This is a genomic window from Agromyces kandeliae (genome assembly GCF_009674665.1).
In the GTDB taxonomy this organism is placed as follows: Bacteria; Actinomycetota; Actinomycetes; order Actinomycetales; family Microbacteriaceae; genus Agromyces; species Agromyces kandeliae.
Genome location: NZ_WKJD01000006.1, coordinates 16,433 through 28,327, shown reverse-complemented (window position 1 = coordinate 28,327; position 11,895 = coordinate 16,433). Strand labels below are relative to the sequence as shown.

General features: G+C 71.9%; 11 protein-coding genes. 10 read left to right on the top strand and 1 reads right to left on the bottom strand.

Annotated features, from left to right (window positions below; all coding sequences use genetic code 11):
- Positions 1 to 44 precede the first annotated feature (44 nt).
- Both GJR97_RS02480 and GJR97_RS02475 read left to right on the top strand, forming a co-directional pair.
- A complete protein-coding gene (locus GJR97_RS02480; protein ID WP_154344964.1) occupies positions 45 to 4,718 on the top strand; it encodes an Lhr family ATP-dependent helicase in 4,674 nt (1,557 codons plus the stop codon).
- The gene (locus tag GJR97_RS02475; protein WP_154344963.1) at positions 4,718 to 5,494 is read left to right on the top strand and encodes a DNA-formamidopyrimidine glycosylase family protein; all 777 of its coding nucleotides are present in this window, start codon (positions 4,718 to 4,720) and stop codon (positions 5,492 to 5,494) included. The genes GJR97_RS02480 and GJR97_RS02475 overlap by 1 nt, the downstream gene beginning before the upstream one ends.
- A 31-nt stretch (positions 5,495 to 5,525) precedes the next feature.
- Here the strand turns inward: GJR97_RS02475 and GJR97_RS02470 are convergent, their stop codons facing one another.
- On the bottom strand, positions 5,526 to 5,933 hold the full coding sequence (locus GJR97_RS02470) for a DUF1844 domain-containing protein (RefSeq protein ID WP_324613050.1): 408 nt from the start codon (positions 5,931 to 5,933) through the stop codon (positions 5,526 to 5,528).
- 267 nt (positions 5,934 to 6,200) lie between these two features.
- Here GJR97_RS02470 and infC point away from each other — a divergent pair, with 267 nt between their 5' ends.
- From infC to GJR97_RS02430, 8 genes are all read left to right on the top strand, one after another.
- Entirely contained in the window at positions 6,201 to 6,818 is a 618-nt protein-coding gene (infC, locus tag GJR97_RS02465; protein ID WP_324613138.1) for a translation initiation factor IF-3, read from the top strand.
- A 57-nt stretch (positions 6,819 to 6,875) separates the two neighbouring features.
- Entirely contained in the window at positions 6,876 to 7,070 is a 195-nt protein-coding gene (gene rpmI / locus GJR97_RS02460) for a 50S ribosomal protein L35 (RefSeq protein WP_067949205.1), read from the top strand.
- 32 nt (positions 7,071 to 7,102) lie between these two features.
- The gene (gene rplT / locus GJR97_RS02455; protein WP_129234085.1) at positions 7,103 to 7,489 is read left to right on the top strand and encodes a 50S ribosomal protein L20; all 387 of its coding nucleotides are present in this window, start codon (positions 7,103 to 7,105) and stop codon (positions 7,487 to 7,489) included.
- A 167-nt stretch (positions 7,490 to 7,656) separates the two neighbouring features.
- Entirely contained in the window at positions 7,657 to 8,472 is an 816-nt protein-coding gene (locus GJR97_RS02450) for a TrmH family RNA methyltransferase (protein WP_324613048.1), read from the top strand.
- A 53-nt stretch (positions 8,473 to 8,525) separates the two neighbouring features.
- On the top strand, positions 8,526 to 9,311 hold the full coding sequence (locus tag GJR97_RS02445) for an amino acid ABC transporter ATP-binding protein (RefSeq protein WP_154344962.1): 786 nt from the start codon (positions 8,526 to 8,528) through the stop codon (positions 9,309 to 9,311).
- 55 nt (positions 9,312 to 9,366) lie between these two features.
- Complete coding sequence (locus tag GJR97_RS02440) at positions 9,367 to 10,242, top strand: glutamate ABC transporter substrate-binding protein (RefSeq protein WP_154344961.1); 876 nt, start codon at positions 9,367 to 9,369, stop codon at positions 10,240 to 10,242.
- Between the two features lie 78 nt (positions 10,243 to 10,320).
- Complete coding sequence (locus tag GJR97_RS02435; protein ID WP_324613047.1) at positions 10,321 to 10,968, top strand: amino acid ABC transporter permease; 648 nt, start codon at positions 10,321 to 10,323, stop codon at positions 10,966 to 10,968.
- Positions 10,965 to 11,873, top strand: coding sequence for an amino acid ABC transporter permease (locus tag GJR97_RS02430; RefSeq protein WP_154344960.1), 909 nt, complete (start codon positions 10,965 to 10,967; stop codon positions 11,871 to 11,873). Before GJR97_RS02435 ends, GJR97_RS02430 begins: the two co-directional genes overlap by 4 nt.
- Positions 11,874 to 11,895 lie beyond the last annotated feature (22 nt).

Here is an 11,895-nt window from a genome sequence, read left to right as displayed (position 1 = left end):
GCCGGATCGGCGACGCCGTCGGTGGCATCCGCTTGAATGGAGGGATGACCGGGGCGCTCGACTCCTTCGCGCCCGCGACGCGGGCGTGGTTCACCGAGTCCTTCCACGAGCCGACGCCCGTGCAGGAGGCGGCGTGGCGCGCGATCGCCGATGGCGAGCACGCGCTCGTGGTCGCGCCCACCGGCTCGGGCAAGACGCTCGCCGCGTTCCTGTCGGCGATCGACCGGCTGCACCACGAGGGCCCGGCCGTCGATGCGACGACGGGCGAGGTGACGACGGGCGTGTCGGCGGAGCACGGCGCGGCGCGCGCCACGCGCGTGCTCTACCTCTCGCCGCTCAAGGCCCTCGGCGTCGACGTCGAGCGGAACCTCCGAGCCCCGCTCGTCGGCATCGCCCGCACGGCAGCGACCCTCGGCGTCGACGTGCCCGAGGTCACGGTCGGCGTCCGCTCGGGCGACACGTCGCCGACCGACCGCCGGGCGCTCGTGAAGCGCCCGCCCGACATCCTCATCACGACGCCCGAGTCGCTGTTCCTGATGCTCACCTCGCAGGCCCGCGAGACGCTCGCAGGCGTCGAGACGGTCATCGTCGACGAGATCCACGCGCTCGCCGGAACGAAGCGCGGAGCGCATCTCGCACTCTCGCTCGAGCGGCTCGACGAGCTGGTCGCCCGGCCCGTCCAACGCATCGGGCTGTCGGCGACCGTCCGGCCGCACGAGGAGGTGGCGCGGTTCCTCGCCGGCACCCGCCCGGTCTCGATCGTCGCGCCGCCGTCGGGCAAGCGGTTCGACCTCCGCGTGACGGTGCCCGTCGACGACCTCGGCGACCTCGCGGGCGAGGCCGGTGGATCCGTATGGCCCCACGTCGAGGAGGCGATCCTCGACGAGGTGCTCGCGCACCGGTCGACCATCGTGTTCGCGAACTCCCGGCGACTCGCCGAGCGTCTGACCGCCCGGCTCAACGAGCTGTGGGTCGAGCGGACGGCGCCCGACGAGGTCGATGCCGTCGCCGACGCCGTCGGCGCCGACGGCGGCACCGACGCGCCGGCCGGGGAGGTCGCGGTCGTGGGGGCCGCCGTCGAAGCCCCGGCCGAGGCATCCGCCGTCGTGCGCACCGCGCCGCCGGCAGCCGCCGGTCGCCGCCCGCCCGCCGAACTGCCCGGCGCGTCCGGCATCACGGCCGGCGCGGAGCCGATCATCGCCCGCTCGCACCACGGGTCGGTGAGCAAGGAGGAGCGCTCGCTCGTCGAGGCCGACCTGAAGGCCGGGCGCCTGAAGTGCGTCGTCGCGACCTCGAGCCTCGAGCTCGGCATCGACATGGGCGCGGTCGACCTCGTGATGCAGGTCGAGTCGCCGCCGTCGGTCGCGAGCGGCCTGCAGCGCATCGGCCGAGCCGGCCACCAGGTCGGCGAGGTGTCGAAGGGCGTGCTCTTCCCGAAGCATCGCGCCGACCTGCTGCACTCCGCGGTGGTCGCCGAGCGCATGGTCGAGGGTGCGATCGAGCCCTTGCGGATCCCGGCGAACCCCCTCGACGTGCTCGCGCAGCAGACGGTCGCCGCATCCGCGATCGACGAGTGGGAGGTCGAGCACTGGTTCGACGTCGTCCGGCGCGCGGCGCCGTTCGGGTCGCTCCCGCGCTCGGCGTTCGACGCGACGCTCGACCTCCTCGCGGGGCGATACCCGTCCGACCGGTTCGGCGAACTGCGGCCGCGCATCGTGTGGGATCGCGACGCCGGCACGATCACGGGCCGGCGCGGAGCGCAGCGACTGGCCGTCACGAGCGGCGGCACCATCCCGGACCGCGGCCTGTTCGGGGTGTTCATGATCGGCGACGCGGGACCGGGCCGACGCGTCGGCGAACTCGACGAGGAGATGGTCTACGAGTCGCGCGTCGGCGACGTCTTCGCGCTCGGTGCGACGAGCTGGCGCATCCAGGAGATCACGCACGACCGCGTGCTCGTCTCCCCGGCGTTCGGCGAGCCGGGTCGCCTGCCGTTCTGGAAGGGCGACGGCATCGGCCGCCCCGCCGAGCTCGGCGCCGCGATCGGCGCGTTCATCGGCGAGCTCGCGGCCGCCGACGAGCCGACCGCGCTGGCCCGCACCGCTGCGGCGGGCCTCGACGGGCGCGCGGGTGCGAACCTCGTGCGCTTCATCGCCGACCAGCGCGAGGCGACGCGCGTCGTCCCCGACGCCGAGCACCTCGTCGTCGAGCGCTTCCGCGACGAGCTCGGCGACTGGCGGATCGTGCTGCACTCGCCGTACGGCATGCGCGTGCACGCCCCGTGGGCGCTCGCCGTCGACGCGCGCGTGCAGGAGCGCCTCGGCGTCGAGGCGCACGCCGTCGCGAGCGACGACGGGATCGTGCTGCGCATCCCGGACGCGGCCGACGAACCCCCCGGAAGCGAGCTGTTCGAATTCGACCCGGAGGAGCTCGCGCAGCTCGCGACCGAGCGCGTCGGCGACTCGGCGCTCTTCGCCTCGCGATTCCGCGAGTGCGCCGCGCGTGCCCTGCTCCTGCCCAGGCAGAACCCGGGGCGCCGCTCGCCGCTCTGGCAGCAGCGGCAGAAGGCGTCGCAGCTGCTCGAGGTCGCACGCGACTACCCGGACTTCCCGGTCGTGCTCGAGGCCGTGCGCGAGTGCCTCCAGGACGTCTACGACCTGCCCGCCCTCACCGCCCTCGCCGAGCGCATCCGCGCCCGCCGGGTCCGGTTCGTCGACGTGGCGACCGAGACCGCCAGCCCGTTCGCGGCGAGCCTGCTGTTCGGCTACGTCGGCGCCTTCATGTACGAGGGCGACGCCCCGCTCGCCGAGCGGCGCGCGGCCGCGCTGTCGCTCGACCCGGGCCTCCTCGCGGAGCTGCTCGGCACGGTCGAGCTGCGCGAGCTGCTCGACCCCGCCGTCGTCGACGAGACCGAGCGGATGCTGCAGCGGCGCCATCCGGACCGACTCGCCCGGGGCGAGGAGGGCGTCGCCGACCTGCTGCGCGAACTCGGACCGCTGACCGGCGCCGAGATCGGCGAGCGGGTCGACGAGGCGACGGACGCCGCGGCATCCGTCACCGCGCTGGTCGCCGCCAGGCGCGTCGCCCGCGTGCGGTTCGCGGGCACCGAATGGATCGCGGCCGTGGAGGACCTCAGCCGGCTCCGGGACGCACTCGGCGTGCCGATCCCGCCCGGCCTGCCCGACGCGTTCGGCGAGGCCGTCCGCGACCCGCTCGGCGACCTGGTCAGCCGATTCGCACGAACGCACGGTCCGTTCACGACGACCGCCGTCGCCGAGCGGTTCGGCATCGGCGCCGCCGTCGCGCACACCGCGCTCGCCCGGCTCGCGGGAGAGCGCCGCCTCGTCGAGGGCGCGTTCCTTCCGCACGGGAGCGGTGCGGAATGGTGCGACGCCGAAGTGCTCCGGCGGCTCCGCCGACGGTCGCTCGCCGCGCTCCGCGAGGAGGTCGAACCGGTCGCGCCGCGCGAGTTCGGCCGGTTCCTGCCGGACTGGCAGCACGTCGGCGGGCGCCTGCGCGGCGTCGACGGCGTCGCCGCCGTGATCGAGCAGCTCGAGGGCGTCAGGATCCCCGCCTCGGCCTGGGAGTCCCTCGTCCTGCCGGCACGCGTCGGCGACTACCGCCCAGAGTTCCTCGACGAGCTCACGGCGAGCGGCGAGGTGCTGTGGGCGGGCCAGGGCGCGCTCGCGGGGGACGACGGCTGGGTGAGCCTCCACCTCGCCGACACCGCCAAGCTCACCATGCCCGCACCGGTCGACCAGCCGCTCGACGCGATCGAGACCGAACTCCTGGCGGTGCTCGGCGGAGGCGGTGCGTACTTCTACCGTCAGCTGGCCGAGTCCGTCGGGGCCACGGAGGACGCGCCGCTGCTCGACGCGCTGTGGCGGCTCGCGTGGGCCGGCCTGGTCACGAACGACACGTTCGCCCCCATCCGAGGACTCCTGACCGGCGGCGGTGCCCACAGGACCCGCGCGACGACGCCGCGCGCGCGCATCCGAGGGCGCGCCGTCTCGCGCCGGGTGCTCGCCCAGGCCGCCGCAGCGGCGGAGGGCGCTCGCTCGCCGCGCGCGGCACCCCCGCGTGCCGCCGGCCGCTGGTCGGTCCTCCCGGTCCCGAGCGACGCCGCGACGCCGCGCGCGCACGCGCTCGGCGAGACACTCCTCGAACGCTACGGCGTCGTGACGCGAGGCTCGGTCGTCGCCGAGGACCACCTCGGCGGCTTCGCGCTCGCGTACCGCACGCTCGCCGGATTCGAGGAGACGGGGCGGGTGCGCCGCGGCTACTTCGTCGACGGCCAGGGCGGCGCGCAGTTCGCCACGAGCGCGGCCGTCGACCGCCTCCGGCAGGCGCCGCAGGGCGGGGCGTTCGCGCTCGCCGCGACCGACCCGGCGAACCCGTTCGGCGGGGCCCTGGACTGGCCCGACCCGACCGTCGAGCTCGCGCATCGCCCCGCCCGCAAGGCCGGCGCCGTCGTCGCGATCGTCGACGGCGAGGCCGCGTTCTACCTCGAGCGCGGCGGCCGCACCGCGCTCGTCTTCACCGACGACGACGCCGTGCTCGCACAGGGCGCCGCTGCGCTCGCCCGTGCGCGCGGCGCGCGGTTCCGCGTCGAGACCGTGAACGGTGCGGGCGTCTTCGGCTCAGCACTCGACGCGCCCCTCCGCGGCGCGGGCTTCCGCGAGACGCCGCAGGGCCTCCGCTTCGAGGCGAGGAGCTGATGCCCGAGGGCGACACCGTCTTCCGCGTGGCGCGCCGGCTCGACGACGCGCTCTCCGGGCGCACCGTGCTCCGCAGCGACATCCGGGTGCCGGCGTTCGCGACGGCCGACCTCTCGGGCGAGACGATCCACTCGGTCGCCAGCCGAGGCAAGCACCTGCTCATGCGCGTCGGCGACGTGGTGCTGCACACGCACCTCAAGATGGAGGGGGAGTGGCGCGTCATCCCACCCGGCCGGCGCTGGCCCCGCCCGGCCCATCGCGCACGCGTGATCATCGAGACGGCGGAAGCGACCGCGGTCGGCTTCGACCTCGGGGTCGTGGAGGTCTTCCCGTCGGCCGAGGAGGCCGATCGGCTCGCGTACCTCGGACCCGACCTGCTCGGTCCCGACTGGGACGCCGCGGAGGCGGCGCGACGCCTCGCCGCCGAGCCCGGGGTGCACGCGGTCGTCGCGCTCGCCGACCAGCGGAACCTCGCGGGGCTCGGCAACGTGCTCGTCAACGAGGTGTGCTTCCTCCGCGGCATCCGCCCGGATCGCCCGATCGGCGACGTCGAGCTCCGCCCGACGATCGATCTCGCGCGCCGGGTCATCGTCGCCAACCGCGATCGCATGGAGCGGACGACCACGGGCGACACGCGACCCGGCCGGCGGCTCTGGGTCTACGGGCGCGCGGGCGAGCCCTGCCGTCGCTGCGGCACGCGCATCGAGCACGGTCGGTTCGGACGCAACGACGTCGAGCTCCGCGACACGTACTGGTGCCCGCACTGCCAGCCCTGACCGCCTGCCCTCGGGCAGGCGGTCATCCCGCCTAGGAGACCGGCCCGGTCCATTTCTCGCCCGGGCCCTTGCCGAGCTCGTCGGGGATCGTCGACGCCTCGCGGAACGCCAGCTGCAGCGACCGGAGCCCGTCGCGGAGCGACCGAGCGTGCATGTCGCTGATCTCGGGTGCGCCGGCGGTGATGAGACCGGCGAGCGCGTTGATGAGCTTGCGGGCCTCGTCGAGATCGGTCTGCGACTCGGGATCGTCGGCGAGCCCGACCTTGACCGCCGCGGCGCTCATGAGGTGCACGGCCGCCGTCGTGATGACCTCGACCGCGGGGACCTCGGCGATGTCGCGGGTCGCGTCGGCGACGGCCTGGTCGGTGCCGGCCTGCGCACCGGTCTCGGGGTGGTCGTGCTCGGGCGCACGCGTGGGCTCGGGCGAAGTGTCGCTCACCGGGGGATTCCTCTGCTAGACTACTGCGGGCTCCGGGGCCAGTCCCCGGTACGAAAGTGGAGAGACTCCCACCCGCGCATACCGCTTCATCAAGGTTACCGGGTCGTTCGCACTCCCCTTCCCCGTTCCGACGGGGGAGGAGCAAGGGTGCCGCATGAGCCCGCGGTGAGATTCCGCGGGGCGTCATCGCGTGGATTTCCGCTCTCGTCTTCGGGCGGCATCCGTCTCCCGAAGGGCTGGAACACCGTTCGAGTAGAGGAGACTCGCATCAGCGATCCGCGTACCAATGACCGTATCCGCGTTCCCGAGGTCCGTCTCGTGGGCCCAGGCGGAGAGCAGGTCGGCGTCGTGAAGATCGAGGTGGCACTGCGGCTCGCGCAGGAGGCCGACCTCGATCTCGTCGAGGTCGCGCCCAACTCCCGTCCGCCGGTCGTCAAGATCATGGACTACGGCAAGTACAAGTACGAGGCTGCGCAGAAGGCGAAGGAAGCCCGGCGCAACCAGGCGAACACGATCCTCAAGGAGGTTCGGTTCCGCCTCAAGATCGACAAGCACGACTACGAGACCAAGATGAAGCGCGCCGTCGGCTTCCTGAAGTCCGGCGACAAGGTCAAGGCCATGATCCTCTTCCGCGGTCGCGAGCAGTCGCGTCCCGAGATGGGCGTCCGCCTGCTGCAGCGCTTCGCGGAGGACGTCGCCGAGTACGGCACCGTCGAGCACAACCCGACCATCGACGGTCGCAACATGGTCATGGTCATCGCGCCCCTCAAGAACAAGTCCGAGGCCAAGGCCGAGGCGAATGCACAGCGTGCTGCGGCGAAGCAGCGCCCGGCGGCGGATGCCGCGGGCGACGGGCCGCAGACGGCCGAGGCCGACGAGGCCTAGGCCAGCACCACACGTCCGCCACCTCGGTGGCGGCAGAACCAAGGAGAGAGACGAGAGATGCCGAAGCAGAAGACCCACTCCGGGTCCAAGAAGCGCTTCAAGGTCACCGGCAGCGGCAAGATCAAGAAGCAGCAGGCCGGTATGCGCCACAACCTCGAGGGCAAGTCCTCGGTGCGCACCCGCCGCCTGAACCAGGACAAGGTCGCCTCGGCGCCCGACACCAAGGTCATCAAGAAGCTGCTCGGTCGCTGAGCGACGAGTCCCGGTAAGGAAGAGACAGAGTCATGGCAAGAGTCAAGCGCGCAGTCAACGCGCACAAGAAGCGTCGGGTCATCCTCGAGCGCGCCGAGGGCTACCGCGGGCAGCGGTCGCGCCTCTACCGCAAGGCGAAGGAGCAGGTCACCCACTCGCTCGTCTACTCGTACAACGATCGCCGCAAGAAGAAGGGCGATTTCCGTCGCCTCTGGATCCAGCGGATCAACGCCGCTGCGCGCCAGAACGGCATCACGTACAACCGCCTCATCCAGGGCCTCGGCCTCGCCGGCATCGAGGTCGACCGTCGCATCCTCGCCGACCTCGCGGTCAACGAGCCGGCGACCTTCGCCGGCCTCGTCGAGGCCGCGAAGAAGGCGCTCCCGAGCGACGTGAACGCTCCGAAGAACGCGGCCTGATCGCCGCTTCGGCCCGAACGGCCCGGCACCCTCGTGGTGCCGGGCCGTTCCGCGTCTCCGGGCGGGGCATGCGCGGGAGCCGGGCCGGCGGGGGCACGGCGCGGGGCGGATGCCGCTGCACGGCGGGGGAGCGGCGGCGCCGCGGCATCCGTCGCTAGGCTGGACGCGTGCTGGAGAACCCGAGGTCGCCCAGGGTGCGGGCCGTCGCGAAGCTCGCGAAGAAGCCCGCGCGCGTCGAGACGGGCATGTTCCTCCTCGAGGGGCCGCAGGCCGTCGCCGAGGCACTGACCTTCCGGCCGCAGCTCGTCGTCGAGCTCTACGCGACGCCGACCGCGCTCGAGCGGTACGCCGACATCGGCGACACGGCGATCGACGCGGGGGTCGACGTCGAGTACGTCACCGAGGAGGTCCTGGGCGCGATGGCCGACACGGTCACGCCGCAGGGGTTCGTGGCCGTCTGCCACCAGTTCCCGACCGCCGTGAAGGACGTGTTCTCGGCGCAGCCGAAGCTCGTCGCGATCCTCGAGGAGGTGCGCGACCCGGGCAATGCGGGCACCATCGTCCGCGCGGCCGACGCGGCCGGCGCCGACGCGGTCGTCTTCACCGGCCGAGCGGTCGACCTCTACAACCCGAAGGTCGTCCGCTCGTCGACGGGATCGATCTTCCACCTCCCCGTCGCCGTCGGGGCCGAGCTCGAGGACGTGCTCGCCCGCGCCCGCGAGGCGGGCCTCACGATCCTGGCCGCCGACGTCAAGGGCGAGGACCTGCTCGAGGCCCGTCGCGACGGCGTCCTGTCGCGGCCGACGGCCTGGCTGTTCGGCAACGAGGCCCGAGGCCTGCCCGACGAGATGCTGACCCTCGCGGACCGGGTCGTCACGGTGCCGATCTACGGGCACGCCGAGTCGATGAACCTCGCGACCGCGGCATCCGTCTGCCTCTACGAGAGCGCCTTCGCCCAGCGCAGTGAGGTAACGGAACGGTAAACCCGCAGTCCGGGCGGTGGCCGCGGACCTCCCCGAGCCCTAGTTTGGGGGATATGCCGGCCGACACCGCTCCTCGTACGTCGAACATCTCGGTCCGTCGGGGCGAGCCCCTCGTCGTGATCGACCACGTCGAGAAGCACTTCGGCGACCTGCACGTGCTGAACGACATCAACACGGTCGTCAACCGAGGCGAGGTCGTGGTCGTGATCGGGCCCTCGGGCTCGGGCAAGTCCACGTTGTGCCGTGCGATCAATCGGCTCGAGACGATCGACTCGGGCACCATCACGATCGACGGCGCCGTCCTCCCCGAGGAGGGCGCGGCACTCGCGAAGCTCCGCGCCGACGTCGGCATGGTCTTCCAGTCGTTCAACCTGTTCGCGCACAAGACCGTGCTCGAGAACGTGACGATCGCGCCGATCAGGGTCAAGCGGATGTCGCGCAAGGAGGCCGATGCGAAGGCCATGGACCTCCTCGAACGGGTCGGCGTCGCCGACCAGGCGAAGAAGATGCCCGCGCAGCTCTCCGGCGGCCAGCAGCAGCGCGTCGCGATCGCCCGATCGCTCGCGATGAACCCCAAGCTCATCCTCATGGACGAGCCGACGAGCGCCCTCGACCCCGAGATGATCAACGAGGTCCTCGACGTGATGGTCGGCCTCGCCGAACAGGGCATGACGATGATCGTCGTCACCCACGAGATGGGCTTCGCCCGCAAGGCCGCCGACCGCGTGCTCTTCATGGCGGACGGCGCCATCGTCGAGGAGGCGACCCCGGCCGAGTTCTTCGACCACCCCAAGACCGATCGCGCGAAGGACTTCCTGTCGAAGATCCTCGCGCACTAGACCTCCGCTGCCACGAGCGGCGGGGACCCGAACGACACGAGAGATGAGGCACGACATGAGACGCAGCAGAATCGCCCTGGTCGCCGCGGCGGCCGCGAGCGCGCTCCTCTTCGCCGGCTGCGCCGGCGATGCAGGGACGCCCGGTGACGACGGCGCCGAGCCGAGCGTCGAGGAGGCGCCCGAGTTCGAGGAGGGCACGACGATGGCCGCGCTCGCCGAGGCGGGCACCGTCACGGTCGGCACCAAGTTCGACCAGCCGCTCTTCGGCCTGGTCGGCCCCGACGGCGTTCCGGTCGGGTTCGACGTCGAGATCGCGAAGATCATCGCCGGCGAGCTCGGCATCGCGCCGGAGGACATCGAGTGGGTCGAGACGGTCTCGGCGAACCGCGAGCCGTTCATCGAGAACGGCCAGGTCGACTTCGTCGTCGCGACGTACACGATCAACGACGCTCGCAAGGAGGTCGTCGACTTCGCCGGGCCGTACTTCGAGGCCGGTCAGTCGATCCTCGTGCTCGCCGACAACGAGGACATCACGAGCGAGGAGGACCTCGTCGGGCAGCCCGTGTGCTCGGTCACCGGCTCGACCCCCGCAGCGAACCTCCGCGACATCGGCGCCGACGTCATCGAGACCGACACCTACAGCAACTGCCTCCAGCCGCTCCGTGAGGGCGAGGCGGTCGCGGTCTCGACCGACAACGTGATCCTGGCCGGCCTGGTCGACCAGAACCCGGGCGAATTCAAGGTCGTCGGCGAGCCGTTCACCGAGGAGCCGTACGGCATCGGCGTCATGCTCGGCGACGACGAGTTCCGTTCGTGGATCAACGACGTCCTCGAGCAGTCCTACGAGGACGGCTCCTACGAGGCGGCGTGGGACGCCACGGCGGGCACGGTGCTCGAGTTCCGCGAGCCGCCGGCAGTCGACCGGTACTGATCCCCACGGAGGTCCGGGCGCCCGCGCGGCGCCCGGACCTCCCGGGTCCGTCGACCCGACCGTACGGAAAGGACGCGCGTGGACGCGATCATCGACAACCTGCCGTTGTACCTGGAGGGATTCGGGACGACGCTGCTGCTCCTGGTGGTCTCCGGGCTCGCTGCGCTCGTGATCGGCACCCTCATCGCGGCGATGCGCATCTCACCGGTGGCGTCGCTGCGCTGGTTCGCGACGGTGTACACCGAGTTCGTGCGCAACACGCCGCTGACCCTCGTCCTCTTCTTCTGCATCTTCGTCCTTCCCCTGCTCGACGTCCGGCTCGACTTCGTGACGCGCGCCATCATCGGGCTGTCGGTGTACACGTCGCCGTTCGTCGCCGAGGCGCTGCGCTCCGGCGTCAACGGAGTCCCGATCGGCCAGGCGGAGGCCGCACGCAGCGTCGGGTTCGGTTTCCGCCAGACCGTCGGCCTCGTCGTGCTGCCGCAGGCCTTCCGCATGACCATCCCGCCGTTGATCAACGTGTTCATCGCGCTCACGAAGAACACCTCGGTCGCAGGCGGCTTCTTCGTCGTCGAGCTCTTCGCCGTGGGCCGCACGGTCGCCAACGCGCGCGGCGACCAGGTGATCCCGGTCCTGCTGGGCGTCGCCGCCTTCTACCTGCTCATCACGGTGCCGCTGGGCCTGCTCGCGGCGCGACTCGAACGACGTTGGGTGGTGCAGCGATGACGAACGTCCTCTTCGATGCCCCGGGTCCCGTCGCCCGGCGCAACTCACTGATCGCCTCGATCGCGGGCGGCATCGCCATCCTCGGCGGGCTCGTGTGGATCTTCTTCACGCTGAACGCACCGCGCGGCGACCTGCCCGGGTACTTCGACCCGTCGCGCTGGGACGTCTTCGCCGACCCCACGGTGTGGCGCTACATCTTCGTCGCGGGCGTCTGGGGCACCCTGCGCGCCGCACTCACGGCCGCGGTCTTCGCGGTCGCGCTCGGCATCGTCTTCTCGCTGCTGCGCAGCGCGCGGACGAGCTGGATCCGCATCCCGACCGCGATCGTGCTCGAGTTCGTGCGCGGCATGCCGGTGCTGCTGATGATGCTGTTCATCCTGCTCGTGCTGAACACCGGCTCGTTCTGGGCGGTCGTGGCCGCACTCACGCTCTACAACGGCGCGCTCATCGGCGAGGCCCTGCGCGCGGGACTCGCGTCGCTGCCGAAGGGGCAGCGCGAGGCGGGTCTCAGCCTGGGGATGCGTCCCATGCAGTCGAAGATGCTGATCGAGTTCCCGCAGGCGTTCCGCCAGATGCTGCCGATCATCATCGCCCAACTCGTCGTGCTCCTGAAGGACACCTCGCTGGGCTACATCGTCGGCTACGTCGAACTGCTGCGCGTGAACATGAACCAGCTCGCGAGCTTCTACGGCAACTACTACCTCTTCTCGTTCTTCATCGTGACGCTCGTGCTGTACCTCGCGATGAACCTGTCACTGTCCTGGATCGCGCGGTGGGTGTCCCGGCGCACCGCGAGCAAGACGGGGCGTCCCACGCCGAACCCGGACGAGGAGAACGAGGAACTGCTGAAGGGGATCGCCAAGGCGAACGCTGAGTCGCGCCAGACGGGCCAGGGCTCGATCTAGCCGACGCGGGGGACCACGCGCC